24 protein-coding genes and 1 pseudogene are annotated in these 22264 nt (G+C 71.1%); 13 read left to right on the top strand and 12 right to left on the bottom strand.

Going from position 1 to position 22264, the window contains the following annotated elements; genetic code table 11:
• Nucleotides 1–33 precede the first annotated feature (33 nt).
• Both C8K30_RS29395 and C8K30_RS29400 read right to left on the bottom strand, forming a co-directional pair.
• The gene (locus C8K30_RS29395; RefSeq protein ID WP_233257561.1) at nucleotides 34–390 is read right to left on the bottom strand and encodes an alpha-galactosidase; all 357 of its coding nucleotides are present in this window, start codon (nucleotides 388–390) and stop codon (nucleotides 34–36) included.
• Nucleotides 391–917: 527 nt separating this feature from the next.
• On the bottom strand, nucleotides 918–1544 hold the full coding sequence (locus tag C8K30_RS29400) for a TetR family transcriptional regulator (RefSeq protein ID WP_108496457.1): 627 nt from the start codon (nucleotides 1542–1544) through the stop codon (nucleotides 918–920).
• Between the two features lie 110 nt (nucleotides 1545–1654).
• Here C8K30_RS29400 and C8K30_RS29405 point away from each other — a divergent pair, with 110 nt between their 5' ends.
• The 10 genes from C8K30_RS29405 to C8K30_RS29450 all read left to right on the top strand — a co-directional run bounded on the left by C8K30_RS29405 (nucleotide 1655) and on the right by C8K30_RS29450 (nucleotide 8760).
• Nucleotides 1655–2233 (top strand): biotin transporter BioY, encoded by a 579-nt coding sequence (locus C8K30_RS29405; protein ID WP_108496481.1) that lies wholly within the window; start codon nucleotides 1655–1657, stop codon nucleotides 2231–2233.
• Complete coding sequence (locus C8K30_RS29410) at nucleotides 2230–3348, top strand: AMP-binding protein (RefSeq protein ID WP_369941696.1); 1119 nt, start codon at nucleotides 2230–2232, stop codon at nucleotides 3346–3348. Before C8K30_RS29405 ends, C8K30_RS29410 begins: the two co-directional genes overlap by 4 nt.
• Nucleotides 3341–4468, top strand: coding sequence for a thiolase family protein (locus C8K30_RS29415; RefSeq protein ID WP_108496458.1), 1128 nt, complete (start codon nucleotides 3341–3343; stop codon nucleotides 4466–4468). The genes C8K30_RS29410 and C8K30_RS29415 overlap by 8 nt, the downstream gene beginning before the upstream one ends.
• The gene (locus tag C8K30_RS29420) at nucleotides 4465–5151 is read left to right on the top strand and encodes an energy-coupling factor ABC transporter ATP-binding protein (RefSeq protein WP_108496459.1); all 687 of its coding nucleotides are present in this window, start codon (nucleotides 4465–4467) and stop codon (nucleotides 5149–5151) included. The genes C8K30_RS29415 and C8K30_RS29420 overlap by 4 nt, the downstream gene beginning before the upstream one ends.
• Nucleotides 5145–5741, top strand: coding sequence for an energy-coupling factor transporter transmembrane protein EcfT (locus C8K30_RS29425; RefSeq protein ID WP_108496460.1), 597 nt, complete (start codon nucleotides 5145–5147; stop codon nucleotides 5739–5741). The genes C8K30_RS29420 and C8K30_RS29425 overlap by 7 nt, the downstream gene beginning before the upstream one ends.
• A complete protein-coding gene (locus C8K30_RS29430) occupies nucleotides 5738–6052 on the top strand; it encodes a CHY zinc finger protein (RefSeq protein WP_108496461.1) in 315 nt (104 codons plus the stop codon). The genes C8K30_RS29425 and C8K30_RS29430 overlap by 4 nt, the downstream gene beginning before the upstream one ends.
• A 70-nt stretch (nucleotides 6053–6122) precedes the next feature.
• The gene (locus C8K30_RS29435; RefSeq protein ID WP_158281167.1) at nucleotides 6123–6659 is read left to right on the top strand and encodes a TetR/AcrR family transcriptional regulator; all 537 of its coding nucleotides are present in this window, start codon (nucleotides 6123–6125) and stop codon (nucleotides 6657–6659) included.
• Nucleotides 6656–7054, top strand: a complete 399-nt coding sequence (locus C8K30_RS29440; protein ID WP_108496463.1) for a multidrug efflux SMR transporter — start codon at nucleotides 6656–6658, stop codon at nucleotides 7052–7054. Before C8K30_RS29435 ends, C8K30_RS29440 begins: the two co-directional genes overlap by 4 nt.
• Nucleotides 7051–7377, top strand: a complete 327-nt coding sequence (locus tag C8K30_RS29445) for a multidrug efflux SMR transporter (protein ID WP_108496464.1) — start codon at nucleotides 7051–7053, stop codon at nucleotides 7375–7377. Before C8K30_RS29440 ends, C8K30_RS29445 begins: the two co-directional genes overlap by 4 nt.
• Before the next feature lie 189 nt (nucleotides 7378–7566).
• A complete protein-coding gene (locus C8K30_RS29450; RefSeq protein ID WP_108496465.1) occupies nucleotides 7567–8760 on the top strand; it encodes an AI-2E family transporter in 1194 nt (397 codons plus the stop codon).
• Nucleotides 8761–8855: 95 nt separating this feature from the next.
• Here C8K30_RS29450 and C8K30_RS29455 read toward each other — a convergent pair whose 3' ends face one another.
• From C8K30_RS29455 to C8K30_RS31555, 4 genes and pseudogenes are all read right to left on the bottom strand, one after another.
• On the bottom strand, nucleotides 8856–9503 hold the full coding sequence (locus tag C8K30_RS29455; RefSeq protein ID WP_199230762.1) for a TetR/AcrR family transcriptional regulator: 648 nt from the start codon (nucleotides 9501–9503) through the stop codon (nucleotides 8856–8858).
• Nucleotides 9504–9523: 20 nt separating this feature from the next.
• Nucleotides 9524–9667, bottom strand: coding sequence for a hypothetical protein (locus tag C8K30_RS30855; RefSeq protein WP_158281168.1), 144 nt, complete (start codon nucleotides 9665–9667; stop codon nucleotides 9524–9526).
• Nucleotides 9668–9831: 164 nt separating this feature from the next.
• Entirely contained in the window at nucleotides 9832–10551 is a 720-nt protein-coding gene (locus tag C8K30_RS31550) for a GTP pyrophosphokinase family protein (RefSeq protein ID WP_108496483.1), read from the bottom strand.
• 540 nt (nucleotides 10552–11091) lie between these two features.
• Nucleotides 11092–11274 (bottom strand): annotated as a pseudogene (locus C8K30_RS31555) (TetR family transcriptional regulator); the annotation flags it as partial.
• Between the two features lie 148 nt (nucleotides 11275–11422).
• Here C8K30_RS31555 and C8K30_RS29470 point away from each other — a divergent pair.
• Entirely contained in the window at nucleotides 11423–12709 is a 1287-nt protein-coding gene (locus tag C8K30_RS29470) for an FAD-dependent monooxygenase (protein WP_108496466.1), read from the top strand.
• Nucleotides 12710–12770: 61 nt separating this feature from the next.
• Here the strand turns inward: C8K30_RS29470 and C8K30_RS29475 are convergent, their stop codons facing one another.
• The 4 genes from C8K30_RS29475 to alr all read right to left on the bottom strand — a co-directional run bounded on the left by C8K30_RS29475 (nucleotide 12771) and on the right by alr (nucleotide 16844).
• On the bottom strand, nucleotides 12771–13490 hold the full coding sequence (locus C8K30_RS29475) for a M15 family metallopeptidase (protein ID WP_108496467.1): 720 nt from the start codon (nucleotides 13488–13490) through the stop codon (nucleotides 12771–12773).
• Between the two features lie 86 nt (nucleotides 13491–13576).
• Complete coding sequence (locus C8K30_RS29480) at nucleotides 13577–14671, bottom strand: CapA family protein (RefSeq protein ID WP_108496468.1); 1095 nt, start codon at nucleotides 14669–14671, stop codon at nucleotides 13577–13579.
• Entirely contained in the window at nucleotides 14668–15708 is a 1041-nt protein-coding gene (locus C8K30_RS29485; RefSeq protein ID WP_108496469.1) for a hypothetical protein, read from the bottom strand. Before C8K30_RS29485 ends, C8K30_RS29480 begins: the two co-directional genes overlap by 4 nt.
• Nucleotides 15705–16844 carry an alanine racemase gene (gene alr, locus C8K30_RS29490; protein WP_233257563.1) on the bottom strand — a complete coding sequence of 380 codons (1140 nt, stop codon included), beginning with the start codon at nucleotides 16842–16844 and terminating at the stop codon, nucleotides 15705–15707. The genes C8K30_RS29485 and alr overlap by 4 nt, the downstream gene beginning before the upstream one ends.
• 314 nt (nucleotides 16845–17158) lie before the next feature.
• Here alr and C8K30_RS29495 point away from each other — a divergent pair, with 314 nt between their 5' ends.
• Together C8K30_RS29495 and C8K30_RS29500 are read left to right on the top strand one after the other, a co-directional pair.
• Nucleotides 17159–18241: a D-alanine--D-alanine ligase family protein gene (locus tag C8K30_RS29495; RefSeq protein ID WP_108496470.1), complete on the top strand. Its 1083-nt coding sequence runs from the start codon at nucleotides 17159–17161 to the stop codon at nucleotides 18239–18241.
• On the top strand, nucleotides 18238–19521 hold the full coding sequence (locus tag C8K30_RS29500; RefSeq protein WP_108496471.1) for an acyltransferase: 1284 nt from the start codon (nucleotides 18238–18240) through the stop codon (nucleotides 19519–19521). Before C8K30_RS29495 ends, C8K30_RS29500 begins: the two co-directional genes overlap by 4 nt.
• Here the strand turns inward: C8K30_RS29500 and C8K30_RS29505 are convergent.
• Together C8K30_RS29505 and C8K30_RS29510 are read right to left on the bottom strand one after the other, a co-directional pair.
• Entirely contained in the window at nucleotides 19430–20764 is a 1335-nt protein-coding gene (locus tag C8K30_RS29505; protein WP_158281169.1) for an AAA family ATPase, read from the bottom strand. The genes C8K30_RS29500 and C8K30_RS29505 overlap by 92 nt on opposite strands.
• A 34-nt stretch (nucleotides 20765–20798) precedes the next feature.
• Nucleotides 20799–22250: a mannitol dehydrogenase family protein gene (locus C8K30_RS29510; protein ID WP_233257565.1), complete on the bottom strand. Its 1452-nt coding sequence runs from the start codon at nucleotides 22248–22250 to the stop codon at nucleotides 20799–20801.
• Between the last annotated feature and the right edge of the window lie 14 nt (nucleotides 22251–22264).

Genomic DNA, 22264 nt, shown 5'->3' on the forward strand with positions numbered 1-22264 from the left:
GAATCAGGGCTTCTTGCTTTCTCACCCATCGATTCACCCGGGAATCATTGTGGGCGTCATACCTGGCAATAGCCCGCTCAATTCGCTGTCCGAGACGCGAGAGGTTCCGGCGATGTCCCAACCTGAAGTGTCGCTGCACCTTCCGCTGGTCTCGACCGGAGAGATTGGCCGGGCGGATACGAATACCCCTGGATCAAGAAGATTGTCGAGTTGCTCCAGGTCCGGATGCCGGGCCTTGAGCGCCGCGAGCAGCCGGTAGACCGCCTCGGTGTGGCGGTGTACGTTCGCACCGCCGGCGGCATCCACGGCCTCGATGAGGTCGCCGTTCTGGTCCCACTTGATGTAGTCGAGGCGGTGCTCGGCATTGAGCGCTGAGATCGCCGCCAGCACGACTGGAGCAGGTGGACAACGACGTGACGATGGGCTCAACAGTCTCCTCGCCCTGGTCGCAGCCAGTCAATCTGAACAAGAGTCTCCCCATTGAGCACGGCGGGCCTGGTGGAGGCTATCTTCAAGGAGTGCGCGACGTTCGTCGTGTACATCGACGAGCAGTCCTACCCGGGTAGCTCGCCGCGTTGGCCGTCCTCGGTTAGCGACTTCGAAGCTCAAACCGGTCCAAGTCCCAGGGGAGTCCCATCCGCCCACGGCGGGAGATGAAACCCCAGGTCAGAGCCGATATGCACAGTTCAACGTCTGAGGATCCTCCGCGTCTCCCGCTGACTTTCTGATCAGCGGGAGACGCGGTTTGATCTGCGGTTTCGCCTCGGGGCCTGAGGGACTTCGGCGGACAGGAGTCGGCCCTCCCCGGCCGTTCGTTCCCCCACAGTGATTGCACAGTACGAGGCGTGGCCGAGCTCAGGTCCGCACCCATCGGCGGTCTTGCTGCCAACGAAGCAGCGATCCGTGGGCGCCCGGCCCTAACGCTGCTGGGCCCTGTGCTGCGCTATCGACACCTCGAGGCCGTGCGCGATCATTGTCAGCGCCTCGGTGAAGTCGCCGCCGGGGGAGTCCGCACGCACGCCCTCCGTGCTCGAGGCGACCGGTTCTTCCAGCAGCCCGAGCCTGCTCGCGGCCAGACGTTGCTGCTCGTGGAACGTGAAGCCCATGACGAAGTGCATGACGGCCTCGGCGGCCACCTCGGCCAGGGCGTCGGGCACATCGTGCAGGCGAGCGACCTTAAGCAGCGTGGGCCGAACCGGTGAGCTCGCCAGCCCCAGGGCGAGCGAGCTCGACACCAGCTCTGACGCGTCCCGGTGCGCGAGCAGGCACTCGCGCATCCGCGCGCCCACCGTGCGTACGGCCTCGTGCATGGAGATGTTGCCGAGCGGATCCTCGCCCATCGGCGCGAGGATCCGGTTGCTGACCGCGGCGAGAAGCGTCTGCTTGTTCGGGAAGTGCCAGTACAGGGCGCTCGGCTGGACGCCGAGGGCGGTCGCCAGGTGCCGCATCGTCAGATAGGGCAGGCCTTGCTCGTCCAGGAGGTGGAGGGCCATGTCGGCAACGTCGTCGCGACTTCGTCGTAGCGAGGTTCCCGAAGCTGCCATGCTGCCACTATAGTCACCTGAACATCGTTCAGGTGAACGGTGTTCAGGTAGGAGGTGAGCAGGTGTCCATCGAACACGGTGTGCGGCGTCGGGCGCTCGACGCGACCGACATGGCGCGCGTGGCTGTCTTCGTCGCGATAGTCGCGGCACTCGGTCTGCCAGGTAGCTTCAGCGTCCTCGGCGCTGTACCGATCACCGCGCAGACGTTCGGCGTCATGCTTGCAGGTGCGGTCCTCGGGCCCCGCCTGGGTGCGCTGGCCATGGTCGTGCTGCTCGCCCTCGTCGCGGTCGGTCTACCGCTGCTCGCCGGGGGGCGTGGCGGCATCAGCGTGTTCGTCGGGCCGTCGGCGGGTTACCTGATCGGATGGATCGCCGGGGCATTCGTGACGGGCCTGATCGTGCACTCCTCGGCCCGGAAGCCGGCGATCTGGAGAACGGCGATCGGGACGGTCGTCGGCGGAATCATCGTCGTCTACGCGTTCGGCATCCCCGTGCAGAGCGTGATCACGCGCCTCCCCATCGAGGAGACCGTGCTCACCAGCCTCGTGTTCCTCCCCGGAGACCTGGTGAAGGCGACGCTCGCCACCCTGACCGTCACAGCTCTGCTGCGTGCGTACCCGCGTGCGTTCCGGCGCACGTGGCTCCCGTCGCGACGGCAGGACGGCTCGACCACGGAAACGACGCGATGACCTCGCGCGTCGTGGTGCTGCGGGGTTCGCCCGACGAGCTCGTCGACCGCATCCGAACCGTGCGTGCCCGCGGAGACGTCCCGCTCATCGGTGACGACCGATGGCCCGCGGCGCAGTGGTCCGCGGTACACGAGGTGACCGAAGCCGGCCCGGTCCCGGCCGGCGCGGCCTGGGCGGCTCTGACCTCCGGTACGAGCGGCACGCCGCGCGTCGTGCTGCGGACCGCCGCATCGTGGGAGCGGTCCTTCGCCGCGGTCTCGAAGCTGCTGACCGACCGGACGGCCTCGGACGAGCTGATCATGCTGCCGGCCCCGCCGTCGTCCTCGCTGACGCTGTTCTCCCTCGCCCACGCACTCGGCGGCGGCCCACGGCCCGTCTTTCCCGGCGGGCGCGCTGGCGCGGAGGCGACCCTGTTCCACGGCACACCACAGGCGCTGCGGACGATGCTCGAAACCCGAGCTCTCCCGCGGCTGCGGACCGCCCTCGTCGGTGGCTCCCACCTCGACGCGAGGTTGCGCGCGGACGCGGAGTCCCGTGGCGTCCGGGTCGTCTCGTACTACGGAGCGGCGGAGCTCTCGTTCGTCGCGCTCGACGAGGGCCGTGGTCTGCGAGAGTTTCCCGGGGTGGAGACCGCCGTGCGGGACGGCGAGCTGTGGGTCCGCTCGCCGTACACCGCTCTCGGCTACCTCGGTCGGCCCGGTCCGCTGCGCACCGACGAGGCCTGGGCGACGGTCGGTGACCTCGCGACCGTCGATGACGGGGTACTGACCTTGCGCGGGCGCGGAGACCAGGCCATCCTCACCGCGTCGGCCACCGTCATCCCCGACGAGGTCGAAGCGGGCCTCCGCATGCTCCCGGGAGTCGCCGACGCCATCGTCTTCGGGATTCCCAAGGGCCGGATCGGGTCCCTCGTCGCCGCGATGATCGAGGTGGAGACGGACGCCCCGCCACCCACCGCACGCCGGCTCCGCTCGATGTCCGCGACCCGGTTGGCCCCCGCCCACCGGCCCCGCGTGTGGTTTGCCGGACGGCTGCCACGCACCGCGTCCGGAAAGCCGGCACGGGCAGAGGTCCGGCGCCTGGTCGCCTCCGGCGAGGTGACACGACTTGCCTGACGAACCAGTCGTCGTCGCCGCGCGACGCACACCGATCGGCACCCGCAGCCGTGCCTTCGCCGAGCTCAGAGCCGAACAGCTCGCCGGACCCGTCATCCAGGCCGCCCTGGTCGACGCGGAAGCAGCCACGGGGTCGACGCTCACGGTCGCCGACGTCGTGCTCGGAAACTGCATGGGGCCGGGAGGCAACCCCGCCCGGGTCGCGGCGCTCGCCGCCGGGCTCGGCGTCGGTGTGCCGGGCGCGACCGTGGACCGCCAGTGCGGCAGCGGCCTGGCCGCCGTCCTCGACGCGGTGGCGGCGATCCGCGCCGGAGACGACCGCCCGCGCATCGCGGGCGGCGTCGAGAGTGCGTCGACCGCCCCGACCAGATCCGTCGACGGCGTGCCCTACGACCGGGCGCCGTTCGCGCCGGCGGGCTGGCCCGACCCGGACATGGTCCGAGCGGCCGAGAACCTGGCCCGGGCCGACGCCATCACCCGGGAACGGCAGGATGCTCACGCGGCACGCAGCCACCAGCGGGCACGTGCGGCCCGCGACACCGGGCGATTCGACGCCGAGCTCGTTCCCCTGGCAGACGTGCACTCCGACGACTCGACCGGCGTGGCCGAACCCCTGCTGACGCGCCTGCGTCCCCTGTTCCCCGGCGGCACCGTCACCGCGGGGACATCGACGCGAATCAGCGACGGCGCCGCGGCGGTCGTCGTCGTTCCGAACCGGCTGAGGGGCCGGGCCGCCGGCCTCGTGGTCCGCGGGCACGCGATCGTCGGCTGCGACCCCGCCCTGCCTGGAATCGGCGCGGCCCCGGCCGTGCTCGCGGCGCTCGCCTCCGCCGGTGTCGAGGTCGGCGACGTCGCCGCGGTCGAGATCGTCGAGGCGTTCGCGGCGCAGTCGCTGGCGGTACTAGACCGAATCGGTCTCGAGGACGACGATCCGCGGGTCTGCGCCGACGGCGGAGCACTCGCACTGGGCCATCCGTGGGGCGCCAGCGGCGCGGTCAGCATGGTGCGGCTGTTCAGCCGCCTGGTCCGCTCCGGAGCGCCTGCCGGAACCATCGGGGTCGCCGGGGCCTCGGTCGGCGGCGGGATGGGTGTCGCGGCCGTGGTCGAGGTGCTGCGGTGAGCTACCTCGAGCTGGACGACGTCCACGTGCGCCTGGGTGACGCCGAGGTCTTGCGCGACGTCACGTGCTCGCTGGACGAGCGCACCATCGCCGTCATCGGTGAGAACGGTTCGGGCAAGTCCACGCTCGCGCGGCTGGTCGGCGGGCTCACCCACGCTGCGAGCGGCACGATCCGCGTCCTGGGTCTTGACCCGGCCCGTGAGGCAGCCCAGCTGCGACGTCGCGTCGCCGTCGTCTTCAGCAACCCGGACACCCAGATCGTCATGCCGACAGTGGCGGAGGACGTCGCGTTCTCGTTGCGGTCCGACAAGCTGTCGCGCGACGAGAGGAACCGGCGGGTCGACGAGGCCATGCACCGGTTCGGCCTCGCCGACGTCGCCGGGCATGCCTCACATGACCTGTCCGGTGGGCAGAAGCAGCTGCTCGCGCTGTGCGGCGCCTTCGTCCGCCGTCCCGACCTGGTGATCGCCGATGAGCCGACCGCCTACCTGGACGCGCGCAACGCCCGTCGGGTCGCCGACCACCTCTTCGAGGAGGGGCGGCACAGGCTGCTCCTGGTGACGCACGACCTCGCCCTCGCTCAGCGCTGCGAGAGAGCCGTCCTGGTGAAGGACGGCACGATCGTCGCGGCCGGGACGCCCGCCGCGGTCGTCGCGGAGTACGAGGACGGGCTCCGATGCTGACCCTGTACCGGCCCGGCGACGGCCCTTGGCACCGGTTGTCCGCGGGGCCGAAGGCGCTGGGGCTCATGCTGGTCGTGCTCGGTGTGAGCGTGCTCCCGTCGAGCTGGTGGGGCGCGGTGGTCACCGCGGGGCTCTGTGTGGGCTGCTACGCGGTCCGGGGCGTAGGGATGCGCGACCTCCTCCGGCAGGTCGTCACTATTCGATGGATTCTCCTGGTGACGCTCGCTGGGCAGCTTGTGTTCCTCGGTCCGGAAGACGCCGTCGCGAACACCGTCCGGGTGTGCGTGGCCGTGGTGATCAGCGGACTGCTCACGCTGACCACGCCGGTCAGCGAGCTGCTGGACATGCTGGAGCGGGCGTTGAGGCCTCTGGGATGGCTGCGGCTCGACCCGCAACGTGCCGCTCTCGTGATCGCCGTGACCGTGAGCACCCTGCCCGTGCTCGCGAGACTGGAGCGCGAGGTCCGCGAGGCGCAACGGGCCCGGGGCGGCGGGCGGAGTCTGCGACTCTTCGCGATCCCGTACCTGGTCGTCGCGCTCAAGCATGCGGATGCGCTCGGTGACGCGCTGACGGCACGAGGAGTGAGATGAGCGCGGTGGTGCACGGGCCGACCGTGGACGACCAGACCCGGTGCGTCCACTACCGGACAGAGCTCGACGTGATCGCGATCCGGTTCGCCTGCTGCGGCCGCTACTACCCGTGCCACCTCTGCCACGACAGCACGGCCGACCACGACCCGCGCCCGTGGCCCCAAGGAACGGGCCACGAGCGCGCCGTGCTCTGCGGGGTGTGCTGGACGGAGCTCACCATCGCGGAGTACCGCGGAGCGGGATCCTGCCCGCGGTGCAGCGCCGCATTCAACCCGCGGTGCGCGCTGCACCACCCCATCTACTTCGAGTAGCGGCCGCACGCGTCCAGTGCCGCCTGGACTGATGGCAAACTTTACCGTACGTATGGTATATATATTGCCCATGAGGCCAAGCTCCCGCACCGAGATCCTTGACGCGGCCATGCGCGTGGTCGACGCCGAGGGCGGCGCAGAAATCACCTACGAGTCCGTCGCCCGAGAAGCAGGCCTGACCAAGGCCGGGCTGATGTACCACTTCCCGTCCAAGGACGCGCTGATGATCGGCGTCATCGAGCACGTCATCGCCCGCTGGCAGGCCGAGCTGCGCGAGGCACTCGGCGTCCCGTTCGAGGAGTCGACCCTGGCGCAGCGCGTACGGGCCTTCGTGAGCTTCGCGGGGGAGGGCGGGGTGAAGCAGGGCGACTTCGTGATCTTCGCCGAGGCGGTCAGGCGCCCTCAGCTGTCGGCGCCGTGGCTCGCCTACCTGCGCGACTGGTTCGGCTTCGGCGAAGACGCAGACGTCGCCCCGCTCCTGCTGGCGTGGCTGACCGCGAACGGCCTGTGGATCGCGGAGTCGACGAACATCCTGACCGTGACACCGGCACAACGCGCGGCCGTCCTCGGCCGGCTGACCGACCTGATCGAGGAGATGGCGGCGTGAAGAAGTGGCTCATCCTGTCTGCGGCGATCGTGCTGGAGGTCGCCGCCACACTCTCCCTGCGTGGCGCGATCGACAACCCGTGGTGGTCGATCCTGACGGTCATCGGTTATGCCGGGGCCTTCGTCGCGTTGTCGCTGTTGCTCCGGCTCGGCGCCCCCATCGGCGTCGTCTACGGCATCTGGGCGGCCACCGGAGTGGCCCTCACCGCGGTCATCGCCTCCGTCCTGTTCGGGGAGCCGTTCACGCTCACCATCGGTATCGGGATCGCCCTGGTGATCGCGGGCGTCGTGCTCGTCGAGACGGGGCACGGCACGGCCGCCGTCGAACCCGCTGCCGGATCCACCGAACCCACCGAACGGGCCGAGGCGCCCGAAGCAGCGAAGGAGATCCGATGACGTGGCTCATCCTGGCCGGGGCCATCCTCACCGAGGTCGCCGCCACACTGTCCCTGCGGGCCTCGGACGGCCTACGAAAGAAGCGCTGGATCGCCCCGGTCGCCGTCCTGTACCTCACCGCGTTCTCCCTCCTCACCCTGGCTCTCGCGCACGGGATGCCCGTCGGTATCGCGTACGGGATCTGGGCTGCCTGCGGCGTGGCTCTCACCGCGGTCGGCGCACGCGTCTTCTTCCAGGAGAAGCTCACCTGGCGCATGACTGCCGGGATCGTCCTGATAGCGATCGGGGTCTTCGTCATCGAGCTCGGCGCCCCCGCCCACTGACGACCGCCTGCGACCTCCGCCGCCAGACCCATCACGTAGGAAGGAAGGCCCGTCGACAGGTCTCCGAGTTGCGCAACCACCTGCCGACCGATAGTCCGAGGTAAGCGCGCCGCGTCGCTTCATGTCCGGCGGCGTCACAGGCGCTGACCTCACTCTTCGGGCGTCAGCAGCGAGGGCAAGGGGAATCCCATGTGGTGGAACCGCCGCAAGCCGCCGGTCGAGACCGAGCCTGGGCCGATATCCGAGGCGGGTGGCTCGCAGGAGGAGGTCAACACCACGCCGGTGCACCGCACCGCCTACATCATGGTCGGACTGGGTGGTGCAGTGGTCGCGGCTTTCGGGCTCGCGGCTATCGGCGAGATCTTCGTGTGGTCGTTCTTCGCGCTCGTGCTCACGATCTGCGCCTACCCGCTGCGTGCGCGGCTCGAGGGCTATGGGCTGAAGCGGGGCGTCGCGACGTTTGGTGTCGTGTTCGCGGTGGTACTGCTGCTCGCTGCGTTCTTCGGCGCGTTGTTCGTTTCGTTCGCCCAGTTCCTGACGCTCCTGCCGCAGTACACGGACGAGCTCCGGTCCTGGGCGTCCGACGTCGGTGCCTGGCTCACGAGCATCGGGCTCGGACAGCAGCAGGCCGACGAGGTCTCGTCGTGGTTCGACCCGGACCAGGTGCTGGGATTCATCGGTGGGATCGTGGGCAGCGCGAGCGGGTTCGTGACGGCAGCCGTGATCCTCCTGACGATGGTGATGCTCATGGGCATGGACTCGTCGTTCGCGAGGCCACTGGTGCGCGGGCTCTACCCGAGCCGACCCCGCCTGGCGATCGCGGGCATCGCCTACACGACCGGCGTCCGCCGGTACATGGTGGTCACCACGCTCCTCGGCGTCGCCCAGGGCGTGGTCGACTGGATCGCGCTCACGCTGCTCGGCGTACCGGGCGCGGCGCTCTGGGGTCTGCTCGCGTTCCTGTGCAGCTTCATCCCGAACATCGGGTACTTCATCGCGATCGTGCCGCCGATCGTGTTCGGGGCGCTCGTAGGTGGCTGGCCGCTCGTGATCGCGGTGATCGTGGTGTACGGCATCGTCAACGCCGTGATCCAGTCGTTGGTCCAGCCGCGCGTGGTCGGCAACGCGGTGCAGCTCAGCCAGTCGCTCACGTTCTTCTCGGTACTGTTCTGGGCGGTGGTGCTCGGTCCCATGGGCGCGGTCCTCGCCATCCCGCTCACCCTGCTGGTGCGGATGCTCCTCGTGGACTCGAACCCGGGTATGACCTGGGTCCGACCGGCCCTCGGCGATATCGACGCGGCCAGGAAGATCATGGAGGTCGAGGACGCGGCGGCCAAGGCGGAGCGGCGCAGCCGCCGGAATCCCGACGGCGCCGCCGCGTAGGGCAGGCCTTGATCGCGGCGATCCGGGCGCCGATCACCTGAGTATCGGGCCGCACGGGCTGGGTGTCAGCGCCCGTCCGCTGCGACGGCTCGGGTTCAGGATCGGGCGGGACCGGCGAACCCTGTCTCGGCGGTGCTCGCGCGGACAGCGTCCGCGAGCCGGTGGATGACCTCGGCCGCGGTGAACTGCTGGTGGTCACGGAGCGCTGCGATGCTGATGTCCTCGTTGACGACGCGGACAGCGGCGGTCGCCGCGGCGGCGCACACCCGGACCTGCGGGTTGGTGGTCGTCAGGTCGAGCCGTCGCGCGACGACGGTGACGAGCTGCCGCTCGGCCTCGTCGCAGACCATGAGCCAGGCCGAGCGGATCGCGGGCTCGGTGGCCGCGAGCGCGATCATGCGCAGGGCGCTGAGGTCGTCCTCGATCTGCTCCGGGGACGACGGGTCGTCGGAGAGCTCGGCGAGAAGGAACTCCTCCAGTGAGCTGCCGAGCGGCCAGCGGTCCAGAGCGGCCATGAACCGATAGACGGAGGCGGCGAGGAGCGGTTCGACGCAGCTCTCCTTGGACCGGAAGTACCGCCACACGCTGCGGGGCGAGACGCCGGCTGCCTCGGCGATGTCGTCCCCGCTGGTCGCGGCGACACCGCGCTCCCAGAACAGCGCGGCAGCATGCCGGGAGACCGCCATCCGCGCGCGTGCGAGCCGCGGGGACAGGGGAGCGGTGGGCGGGCCGTCGCTGCTCATGTCGGGTGTCGTCCTCTCCGTCACGCGGCCGCCAGCGGCGGAGTGAGGAGGAGCGGCAGCCCGTACGCGGCCGCGGCGACGAGGACTTTCGTCCAGCCCGGGCGGCGTCCGGTGGCGAGGGCTGTGGTGGGCTCGGTGGTGGGTTCGGTCGAGAGGTTGGACATGGTGCAGCCTTCCCGTGCGATGAGGAGTGCGGCGGCGTCAGGACGCAGCCGACATCCCGAGTGGCAGTTAGTGCCAGTAGGGTGGCACTAACTGCCAGTTATCGCAATCGGCTCTCCTGGCTGATGGGCCGGGAAGGGTGGCGGTGATCGCGTCTCTGGGGACCTCACGGGGATTCCGTTGTACGGCGCGAGAGCTCCCAGAGTCGGTGCAGGAGTGCTTCGTCGAGCTGCGGGGCGGCGGGTTGGTCGCCGTCGTACGAACCCGCCGGCCCGTGGACTTCGGCGTGGAGCTGTTCCATGCGGTGGTCGAGCTGTTCGGCGGCGGCCGCTGCTTCGGTCAGGTCGGTCGCGAGATGGCCGGGGACGGCGCCGTTGTACTTGTAGAAGATCTTGTGTTCGAGGCTGGCCCAGAAGTCCATCGCGACGGTGCGGATCTGGACTTCGACGGTCACGGGGACGGCGCCCGTGGACAGGAAGACGGGGATCTCGATGATCGCGTGCAGGCTCTTGTACCCGTTGGACTTGGGGTGAGCTATGTAGTCCTTGAGATCCACGACGCGGACATCGTCCTGCGAGGTGAGGGCTTCGAGGATCCGGTAGGTGTCGGCGATGAAGCTGCAGGTGATGCGGACCCCGGCGATGTCGGTGATGTTCTCTCGGATGGAGGGCAGCGTGGGCGCGCACTGCTTGCGGGACACCTTCTCCAGGATGCTGTCGGGGGTCTTGATGCGCGAGGCGACGTGTTCGATGGGGTTGTAGCGGTGCAGGTGCCGGAACTCTTCGCGCAGGATGGTGACCTTGGTGAGGACTTCGTCGACGGCGAACTGGTACTCCATCATGAAGCGGGCGAAGTCCTCGCGCATCTGGCGTGCATAGACGAGCATGTCCGGATCGGGCAGTACCGGGGTTGGCGCGGCGTGCGCGGTCGCAGGCCGCACGGTTCCGGCCGGTGCCGGCTCCTCGGACGTGACGGGGGCCCGCCAGACGGCGACAACGGTGTCGATGATCTCGCTGGCGACGTCGTCCCATGACCCCGTCGCCATGGCGGGGTTCTCGGCCAGTGCACGTTCCCGGTCGACGGTGGTCTGGTTGATCAGGTGCCGGGTCATGGCGCCGCGTGCGTCCCGGACGTCGTCGGGCAGTGGAGGCAGACAGCGGCTCATGCCCTCTCGTAGAGCTCGCAGCGTGGGGGCGGTGGTCAGGACGTCGTCCTCGTCGAGATCGTGCAGGGCCGGGTCGGCGGCGACCTGGGCCAGGAATCGCGCGTACCAGGACGGGCTCCCGAGGTTCGCCAGGTGCTCGGTGACCGACCGCACCGCGACCTGGACCCATTCACGCAAGTCGCCAGGGTTCGACACGGCGACGATCCGCCGGGAGCGGATCTGCTCGATCGCAACCGAATGCTTGTGCAAGATCGCGCGGACGAGGTCGGTCTTGGTGCCGAAGTGATAGCTGACAGCGGTGTTGTTGCGCTGCCCTGCGGCCTCGCTGATCTGCCGGTTCGACACCGCGTGCACGCCGCGCTCGGCGAACAGCCGCTCGGCCGTCGCCACGAGCGCGTCGCGCGTGGCAGCGACCTGCTCCTCCCGTCGTCGCGTGGTGGCCATTTCGGTCACCTCGCTCACCTCCTGGTCTCGACCGTCAGTCACGTGACCCAAGACTACGCCAGTGAGTCACCTGATTGACGAGTGCGAAACGGCGGGCTAAATTATTTCAGGCAGCCGACTTACATTCGGCCATGTCGAGAGGAACCACATGTCACTCGCACCCAAGACCACCCGTCGCGTGCTCGTCGTCGGGCTCGGGATCGCTGGGATGTCCACCGCCATCCGGCTGCGGCAGTCCGGCTGGGAACCCGTCATCGTGGAGCGCGCCCCGGCACGGCGTCCCGGCGGGCACTTCATCGCCCTGTTCGGCACCGGTCGTGCCGCCGCCCAGCGACTCGGGGTGCTAGACCTCATCGAGAACCGCACCAACACGGACTCGCACAGCTGGGAGGTCGACCGCAAGGGACACAAGCGCCCCGGCCTCGGCTCAGGATCGATCCCGGGCGCGGCTCCCTGGATCCTGCTGCGCGGCGATGTCGAGGACGGGCTCTACCAGGGTGTGCCCGAGGACCTGGAGATCCGGTACTCGACCCAGCCCGTCGCCTTGGACCAGGACACCGACGGTGTCGACGTCACCCTGCGCGACACCGCAGCCGACCACGAGTACACCGAGCGGTTCGACCTGGTGGTCGGCGCCGACGGCGTACGGTCGGCCGTCCGCCGCCTCGCGTTCGGCCCCGACGCGAACTTCGTGCACCCGCTCGGCTACATGATCGCCACGGCCCTGCTCGACTCCCAGATCACCGGCATCGGCGAAAAGGACAGCCTGGTCCTGGCCGAGCCGGGGCGATCCCTGTGGACCTTTTCGTTCAAGAACCACGAACCGAGCCTGATGTTCTCGTACCGCACCACCGACCCCGCCGCCGAGCTCGCCCGGGGACCTGTCGAGTCCGTCCGGGCCGCATTCGGTCAGCCCGACCCGGGGCCCTTCCTCGGCGAAGCCCTCGAACGGTTCGCGGCGACCGATCACACGGTCTTCGACTCCGCACAGCAGGTCCGGATGCGGCAGTTCCACAACGGTCGGGTCGTCCTGGTGGGCGATTCCGCCTGGTGCATGACCCTCTACTCCGGGTACGGGGCCTCCTGCGGCCTGGCCGGCGGCGAGCTGCTCGGCACCTACCTGGACAAGTACCCCGACGACGTGCCCGCCGCGCTCGTCGCCTGGAACGAGCACATGCACCCGCACGTGTCCTACCAGCACCAGCTCGTCGGCAGGTCCCGCACGCTGTTCACCCCGCACGACCGGCGCGAGCAGGTCATGCGGACGGCGCTCATCCGTACCCTCAACATGCCCGGTGTCAGTGGCCTGGCGCGTCGGCGCATGCAGCACCACCCGACCCTGAGCATCAAGGACCGCGACATCGCGATCCTGCCCGACCTCAGCAGCACGCGGGACCCTTCGGCCGGCCCAGATCGCGCACTGGTCGGCGCCTGACGCGCAGCAGAGAGTGACACCTGTCGGCCGGGTGCTCGGGCGGTGAGCTCGGTCTCGACGGCTATGACAGGTGTGGCAGGCTCGGCGTCGCCGGGCCGTAGACCGCCGCCGGGGCGCCCGTCACGAGCGCCCAGTAGCGGTCCCCGTAGGACCAGTGCCACCACTCGGTGGGGTAGTTGACCAGGTCGGCCGAGCCGAGGGCGCGGGCGAGGATGCCGCGCAGCGCGCGTGCCCGTTCCGGGATGTCCGGCGCGTCGAAGTAGCAGCGGCCGCCGGACATCTCCGGCGTCGCGTCGATGGCGGTGCCCATGTCGAGCGGGCCGTCGAAGTCGGCCAGCGTGAGGTCGACCGCGGCGCCCGCCACGTGCGGTGCGACGGCGATCGGGGCGACGAAGCGGCTTGTCAGGACCTCGAGCTCGTACGGGTCGAGGCCGGGACGTTCGGCGGACACCTCGGCGGCGTACCTGTCGATGATGCTCTGCTGGTCGGCCGGGTGCCGGTGGCCCTCGACCACCTCCAGCCGCAGTCCCTCCGGCAGCAGGTTCTGGGCCCTGCGCAGCCGCTGCGCGACCCCCGCACGGACCAGCGAACGCGCCGGACCGAACGTCTCGTCGAGCTCCACCAGCGGTTCACCGCAGTCCACCACCGGGATCTCCCCGACCCGGGGATCGGCCAGGAGGACGATCTCACCGTCGTCGTGGCCCGGACGAGGGATCGTCGCGACACGCGGCGCCCCGGAGCTCTGTTCCGACGGCGGGACGGTGTGCTGGCCGTGCGTCATGGGTCTCCTGACAGCGATCGGTTCGGGTTGGGCGGGCGGGTGGACAGACCGGCGGCGCCGGACGCGCCGTCGTCCTGGGGTGCTTGCTACTCGTCGTTCAGGACCGGACCAAGGTGAGCGCACTCGCGGAGGCCGTCGAAGTTGTGCCGGGCCAGGTCTGCCTGCCACCCGGTGAGCACCTCCGGCTGGCCCGTGCTGGTCATCACCGTCGGGACGAACTCCGACTGGACCACCTCGCGGCCGCGGACCGTGAGGCGGAGGACGCCGGCCCGGGCGCTGTACGGCTCGTGGAGGCCCTCGCTGTACCAGAGGAAGTTCCCCAGGCCGTACGCGACGTAGGCGCCGTCCATGGTGCCCGCGCCCTGCAGGACGTGGGCGTGCGCGCCCACGATGACGTCCGCTCCGGCGGAGATCAGGCCGGCGGCGAAGTCGAGCTGGCGGCCGGTCGGGCACTGGTCGCCCTCCGCCCCCCAGTGGGGGAGGACCACGACGAGGTCGCTGTCGGCCCGGGCGGCACGCACCGCCGCGTACGCACGCTCGGTGTCGAAGGCCATGGCCATACCGGACCGGTCCGGCGTGGCAGCCCACTCCTCGGCCAGGTCGTCGACCTGGCTGAACGCGAAGATGGCGACGTCGACGCCCTGGACGGTGCGGTGCAGCGGGGTGAACGCCTCGTCGATGTCGTCGCCGGCGCCGACCGTGTCGAGCCCGCCGCTCGCCGTCTTCTCCAGGGTGTCGGCCAGCCCCACCCGGCCGTAGTCCATGGTGTGGTTGTTCGCCAGGCTGACCACGTCGATGCCGGCCTCCGTCATGGCGGGCACCGCCGCGTCCGGCGCGCGGAAGACGTAGTTCTTGACCTCCGCCGTGCCGCGCGAGGTGATCGGCGTCTCGAGGTTGACCAGCGTGAGGTCGCCGTCGGCGAGCTGGTCGGTGACCGGGCCGAACGTGCTGGCCGGATCGTCCAGCAGCTCGGCCACCCGGTCCTCGAAGTGCACGTCACCGGCGAACGTCAGGGTGATCTCGGGCGGGGCGGAGTCGGTCGCCTCGGTGCTGCTCGCCGACGGCGTGGCGCAGCCCGCAGTGGCCAGGAGCGCGGCCGCCGCGACGAGCGCGGTCGCCGCCCGCCGGGCGCGGGGCGCCCGGAAGGCTGCAGCGCCCGGGGCGGTCTGTCGTCGGCTCATCGGTCCACCTCGGCGAGTACGGGAGATCGGTCCAGGTCGGGGCCCTTCCGGGCCGCGTGGCGGCGTCGGGTGCCGGGGAAGGCTCGCTGCACCAGGACCGTGGCTACAACACCGCAGCCGACGACGACCGCCACGATCACCAGCGGCTCGACCAGCGCGGCCGGGTACTGCACGGTGGGCCCCATATGCCCGAGCCGCGCCAGCAGGACCCTGTCGAAGAGCGCGACGACCGGGATCTGCAGGAGGTAGATCGCGACGGCGGCCGTGCCCACCTGGGTGAGCCCGCGGGAGGGCCGCCGGCCGGCTCCGAGCCGTGCCGATCCGAGTCGTGCCAACAGGGTCAGGGCGAACGGCAGCACCGCGAGCCCCGCGACCACGGTGCCGAGCCCGTCGGGGAAGCGCGGGACGCCCAGCACCGACGCACCCACCAGGGCGACGGCGCCCTGCGGCAGCAGGCTGCGCCAGGTGGTGGTCTCCGCCAGGCGGCCGATCTCCGGACCCAGCCGCATGCCGACCAGGAGGAAGACCAGGAACGTCGGCGCGGTCGTCAGCAGGGTCAGCCCGGCCAGGGCGACGATGACGACGCCGGTCGGGAGCCGGCGGGCCAGCTTCGCCACCACGGGGGCGAGCGCGAGCGACCAGAGCAGCGAGAGCTCGGGCGGGGGCAGCACCACGAGGGGCAGGATCTCGGCGACGTCCCGCGCCGGGATCCCGGTGAACCCGGGGTTGAACCGGCGGAGCCCGACGAGCGTCAGGCCCAGCCACACCACGTGCGCCGCGAGCAGGGGGAGGACCCACTCGGTCAGCAGCCGCCACCAGGACCGGCCGATCAGATGTCCGGCCTGCCGCTCGACCCCGCGTCCCAGGGCGGTGAGCAGCAGCGGCATCCCGACCACACCGAGGATCGCGCCGAGCACCCACCACAGGACCGGCAGGGGCGCCTGGACAGTCCACTCCACCTGCAGGTAGTGGCGCTCGACCACGTACGCGGTGACGGCTGCGACCACGCCCACGGCCGCGGCGTCGGGCTGCCTCATCGGACGGGCTCGTAGCGGCGCTGCACCCTGGTCCCGATCCCGGTCAGGATGTGGTTCGGGTTGGTCTTCGCCCACCGGGCCCAGTCGTGCGCCGTCGGCTCGCCGTCCGTTCCCGGACCGAACATGACGGCGACGTCGCCTGGGCGCACGGGAAGGTCGCCGACGTCGAGCACCACCTGGTCCATGGCGACCCGGCCCGCTACCGGGCAGCGCACGCCATGGACCTGGAAGGCCGCCTCGCCGCTCGCCTGCCGCGGCAGGCCGTCGGCGAAGCCGAGCGGGACCAGCGCGAGGGTGGTCTCGCGGTCGGTGACGTAGTCGTGGCCGTAGTTGACGCCCGTGCCTGCCGGGACGCGCTTGGTGAGGAGCACCTGGGCCTGCACGGTCATCGCCGGGCGCAGGTCGTGGCTCGCCCCCGGCACCGGCTCGATCCCGTACAGGCCGATGCCCACGCGCAGCAGGTCGAAGCGGGTGCGCGGCAGCCCGAGCGCCGCGGCCGAGTTGGCGAGGTGGACGATCTCCGGGTCGAGCCCGGCGTCGGCTGCCTGGCGGAGGCCCTCGTCGAAGGCGGTGAGCTGGTCCTGCAGCCCCTGGTCGCTCGGCTCCTCGGCGGTCGCCAGGTGGGACCAGAGGCCGCGCACGCGCAGCGCGCCCGCTCGGTGCAGCATGCTCGCGCGCTCGAAGAGCTGCGCCCACTCCGCGGCCGGTGCGCCCCCGCGCGACATGCCCGTGTCGAGCTTCAGGTGCACGTTCGCCACCACGAGCATGCTCCGCGCGGCCTCGGCGACGGCGTCCAGCGCTTCGACCGTGCCCACCGACACGTCGATCCCTTCGAGCAGCACCTTCTCGAAGGTCTCCGTCGGCGGGTAGAGCCAGATCAGGATCGGTGCGGTGATGCCGTCGGCCCGCAGGGCGAGCGCCTCGGGCGGGCTGGACACGCCCAGCCAGGTGGCACCGCCGGCCAGGGCGGCCCGGGCGGCCTGGGTCGCGCCGTGGCCGAAACCGTTGGCCTTCACCACCGCCATGACTCCGGTGCCCGCGCGGTCGGCGAAGACACGGGCGTTGTGGGCGATGGCGTCCAGATCGACGACCGCCTCCGCCATGGTGGCCATCGGGCGGGACGTGGAAACAGGCACGGACGAACAATTCCTGAGGCGCCTGCTCACTCTCCAGGCCGTTCGGTGCTCATGTCGCTCGCCGGGAGCTCTTGTCTACGGTGCATCGGGCGGTAGTCTACGGTCCGTCCAGCGGTGGCGGACCTCGCTTCCGCTGGTAGTGGCCCTCGTCACGGGCGACCGGCTGGACCGGTGAGCGCAGAACCGGACACCGGACGGCCTTCCGATCGAGCGGTGCCTTGCACCAGGATTTACTCCTGGAGTGCGGGCGCGCTCTGTCGCGCGCGACCGGTGTTTGGGAGTCGTCGCGACCGAACTTGGAGTGATACCTCGATATGCCCACCAGATCCCGGGTTGTAGTGCTCTTTGGCGGGCGCAACACCGAGCACGACGTCTCCTGCCGGTCCGCGGCGAGCGTGGTGCAGCATCTCGACCGCGGCCGCTACGAGGTGGTGCCGATCCGCATCACCAGCGAGGGGCACTGGGTGGTGGGCGCCGACACCGGACAGGACGTCGTCGACGACGTCGCCCTGCGGGCGATGACCCCGGAGCCGGCGGGTGCGCCCGGCACCATGCTGGAGAGCCTCGCGCGCGGCATCGAGGCGGTGCGCGGCGCCGAGGTGGTCCTGCCGATCCTGCACGGGCCGTACGGTGAGGACGGGACGGTCCAGAGCGTGCTCGAGCTCGCGGGCGTGCCGTACATGGGCAGTGGCGTCCTGGCCAGCGCGACGAGCATGGACAAGGACTTCACCAAGCGGGTCCTGGGCGCGCGGGGCATCCCGGTCGCGCCGGGAGCGGTCCTGCGGACCCCCGCCGACGAGCTCGCCCAGCACGACCGGGACCGGCTCGGCCTGCCCGTCTTCGTCAAGCCGTCGCGCGGCGGCTCCAGCGTCGGGGTCACCCGCGTGGACGACTGGGCACAGCTCCCCGCGGCGCTGGAGCTCGCTCGCGAGAGCGACACCAAGACGCTGGTCGAGGCCGGCGTGCCCGGCCGGGAGGTCGACATCGGCGTGCTGGAGCTTCCGGACGGCCGCCTGCTGACCAGCCCGCCGCTGGAGATCAAGGTGGTCGAGGAGCACGGCTGGTTCGACTACGAGGCCAAGTACCAGTCGGGCATCACCGACTTCGTGGTGCCCGCCGAGCTCGACCCGGAGGTCGCCGAGCAGCTCGCGACCCTGGCGCTCGACGTGTTCCTGGAGCTGGGCTGCTCGGGCCTGCTCCGCGTCGACTTCTTCCTGCCCGAGGTGGACGGCGTCCTGGTCCCGACGGTCAACGAGGTCAACACGATCCCCGGCCTCACGTCCATGTCGCAGTTCCCGCGGATGTGGCAGGCCGCGGGCACCTCCTACCCGGAGCTGCTGGACATCCTCATCGAGACGGCGCGGGCCCGGGGCCCGGTGCCAGCGGTCCTGCGGTGAGCGAGCGGTACCAGGCCGACACCGTGCCGATCCCGGTGGTGTCGGCGCCTGCCGCGCCGGTCCCTGCTGCGTCGGTCCCTGCTGCGTCGGTCCCTGAGGCGTCCGTCCCCGCTGCGCCGACGCCCGCTGCGTTGGTTCCCGAGACGCCGACTCCCGCGGCGGCGTCCGGCGCGCCCGCGAAGCCACGGTCGGAGTGGGCGGACATCGCCAAGGGCGTCTGCATCCTGCTCGTCGTGCTGTGGCACGTGATCATGAAGCTGTACCTCACGATCGACTGGCACCTCCCCGTGCCGCTCCCCGGACTCTGGGGTGCCTTCGGCGACCTGCTGCTGCCCCTGCGCATGCCGGTCTTCTTCACGATCTCCGGGATGTTCGCCGTCGCGGCGGTACAGCGCACCTGGTCGGCCACGGCGAAGAGCCGGATCGCGCGGTTCTACTACCTCTACCTCGTGTGGTTCACGGTGCACACCCTGGTGCTCTCGCTGGTCCCCGACTTCGACACCCTGGCCGCGCACAACGCCCTGGAGGTGGTCGAGGAGCTCACCATCACCCCCACCAACCTCTGGTACCTGGTGGCGCTGGCCGTGTACTTCGTCGTGGCCAAGCTGACCCGCAAGCTGCCGACCTGGGTGGTGCTCGTGCCCGCCCTGCTGCTCTCGGTGATCGCCTCGGCCGACCTGCTGGCGGCGCCGGGCAACCGCGGGCAGCTCTACCAGAACCTGTTCTTCTTCCTGCTCGGCCTGCGGTTCCGGCCGCTGCTCGAGCGCTGGGCCCGGGTCGCCACCATGCGTCATCTCCTGGTCGGGGGAGTCGTGTACCTCGGGTGCATCGGCGCGGTACAGGTGCTGGGCCTGCAGGACCTGTACGGGGTGTGGCCGGCGGTCTGCGTCGTCGCCGTGGTGGTTGGGGTCGCCGGGGCGGTCCAGCTCGAACGCTGGCGCAAGGGCGCCGCCCTGCTCGCCACGCTCGGGCGGCAGACGCTCCCGATCTACGTGATGCACATGCCGCTGCTCGCGCTGCTGACGGCAGTGGTGGTGGGCCCCTTCTCCCAGGTGGGCACCGGCCCCCAGCTGGTGATCGCGGTGCTGCTCCCGATAGTGGCCGTGCCCCTGCTGGTCTCGGTGTGCCTGACGCTCAGCTCCTGGCTGCGCGCCGCCGGCGCGACGTGGCTGTTCGAGCTGCCGAAGCTCAGCCGGGCAGACCGCCGCGAGTCTCCTGCCACCACAGCAGGCTCGCCAGCACCGTCAGTCCCTGAGCCAGGTGCCGGCGGTAGGTACTGAACGGCAGCCCCAGCCGCTCGGCGGCGGCCTCCTGTGTGGGGGCGCCGCCGAGGTAGGTGGCCAGCACGGCGCGGTGGCCCTTGCTCTCCCGCGGGTCCTCGCTCAGCCCGTCAACGGCGGTCTGCAGGACGGCGCGCAGCGCGACGACGCGATCGGGCTCCGCGCTCTCGGCGACCAGCCGGCTGCTGGTGAGCGGGTTGGTGGCGAGCAGGTCGGGGCGCCGCCAGGACCGCAGGGCTTCCCGGACCGCCAGGTCGAAGGCCTCGCGCGACAGCCGACCGGGATCGCCCGCCGGCGGGTCCCCGGCCGGGCCGGGACTACGCCACCGCCGCTCGAACGTGATCGCCTCGCGCACGAACGATCGCAGGTGCAGCCCGCGCGGTCCCGCGTCCACGAACGGCAGCGACCGCAGCCACCGGAACAGCTCGGTGGCGTCGCCCGCGGCGGACAGGTGCCCCTCCGTCGTCGGGTCGGTGGCGGCGCACAGCTCGAGGGCCTCGCGGTGCGCGGGCGTGGGCAGCGACCCGACCACCCGCTGCAGGACGACGTGCGCGACGGCGAGCCGCACGTCGTCGTCGGACCCGCCGGCCGACAGCGTGTCGATCGCGACGCACAGGGCGAGCGGGTTGCCGTCGGTGATGGCGAGGAGCCGGGCGTGCTGGTCCCTGGGCACGGAGCGGCGGTCGAGCAACCGGCCCGCCTCCGCGGGGGACAGGTCACCCAGCTCGTGCACGCTCAGCAGCTCCTGCCAGCCCGGGTCGGTGGTCCACTCCAGCGCGGGCGGGGTGCGGCCGGCCAGGACCACCACCGTCCCGAGCGGCAGCGCGGGCAGGAGCTCCTCGCGCAGCCAGGGCTCGGCCGGGTGCAGGTCGTCGAAGTCGTCGATCAGCAGGACCAGGGAGGCCCCGGCCTCTGCGGGCGTGAGCACCGCGACCGCCGAGAGCTCCGCCACCAGCGTGTCGGCGGACGTCGCCGGATGGAAGCGCCTCGTGCGCACCACCCGGCGTCCGGCCAGCTCCGCCTCGTTGGCGAAGCGGCGCAGCAGGGTGGTCTTGCCGGTGCCGCCCGCGCCGTGGACGAACAGGACGGTGGACGCGAAATCGCTGGTGAGCGCGGTGCGGAAGGCGGCGGCCTGCTCGCCGCGGCCCACGAACGCACGCTGCCGGGCGAGCTCGAGCCGGTGCCCCAGATCGGTGCTCCGGACAGAGCGGATCCCGCGGGGGGAAGTGGTCGGTGAAGTCACGGGCTCCCATCCCTCGAGATACGGCGACCAGACTTTACCGCGAACGCCCCGCGTCGTGCTCCTGAACACCGACCAGCGCCACCAGCGTCGCGTGCGCCCCGACCTGGTGCAGCGAGCCGAGCGCGTCGAGATACGCCTCGACGAAGCGCGGCTCGTCAACCAGAGACCCGAACAGCGCCGGGTTACGCAGGAAGGCCACCGGGTCCTCCCGCTGCGACCGGGCGAGCGGGACGAGCTCCTCCGCGAGCCGGTCGACCACCTCGATCGGCGCGCCCTGCTCGTCGACCCCCTCGGCGTAGCGCGCCCAGCTCGCGATGATCGCCGCCGACCGCGTGATCTCCCCGCCGGCCTCCAGCTGCTCGCGCACGACCGGCACCAGCCACTTCGGGATGCGGTCCGACGTCTCCGCGCACAGCCGCGCGAGCGTGTCCCGGACGGCCGGGTTCCCGAAACGCTCGATCAGCGTCGTCTTGTACTCCTCCAGGTCGACGCCCGGCACCGGCCGCAGCGTCGGCGTCGCCTCGCGATCCATGAAGTCGCGCACGAACGCCGCGACTACCGGGTCAGCTACCGCCTCGTGCGCGTACCGGTAGCCGCTCAGCCACCCGAAGTAGGCGATCGCCTGGTGGCTCGCGTTGAGCAGCCGCAGCTTCATGAGCTCGTACGGCTCCACGTCCCGCACGAGCTGGACCCCCGCGTCCTCGAACGGCGGCCGGCCGAGCGGGAACCGGTCCTCCAGCACCCACTGGAAGAACGGCTCGGCCACCACCGGCCAGCGGTCCTCGACACCGAGGCGCTCGCGGACCAGGGCGCGGTCCTCGTCGGTCGTCACGGGCGTGATGCGGTCCACCATCGAGCTGGGGAACGCGACGGCGTCGTGCACCCACCGGCCGAGCTCCGGGTCGCGCAGGGCCGCGAAGGCCGAGAAGACGGTGCGCGCCTTCTCGCCGTTGCCCTGCACGTTGTCGCAGGACATGACGGTGAAGGGCGGCAGGCCACGCGCCCGGCGTCGGGCCAGGGCCTCGACCACGTAGCCGAACACCGTGGACGGCGTGGCCCCCGGCCGGGCGTCGGCGACAACGGCGGGCGCCGTCGCGTCGAACTCGCCGGTGACCTGGTCGAAGTTGTAGCCGCCCTCGGTGATGGTGAGGGACACGATGCGGGTCGCGGGGTCGGCGAGGCGCTCCAGCACGGCCTCGGGGTCGTCCGGCGCGAACAGGTACTCGACGAGGCTGCCGACCACGCGCGCGTCGAGCGCGCCGTCCGGATGCTTCGTCACGAGCGTGTAGAGGCCGTCCTGCGCCCGCAGCGCGTCGCGCATCGCGGCGTCGCCGGGCAGCAGGCCGACGCCGCAGATGCCCCACTCGCGGGCCTCGCCGCGGCGCAGCAGCTCGTCGACCGCCAGCGCCTGGTGCGCGCGATGGAAGCCGCCGACGCCGAGATGGACGATCCCTACCCGGATGCCGGAGCGGTCGTACGGGGGCAGGTCTACGCCGGCGG

The sequence above is a fragment of the Promicromonospora sp. AC04 genome, from assembly GCF_003058225.1.
Lineage (GTDB): Bacteria > Actinomycetota > Actinomycetes > Actinomycetales > Cellulomonadaceae > Promicromonospora.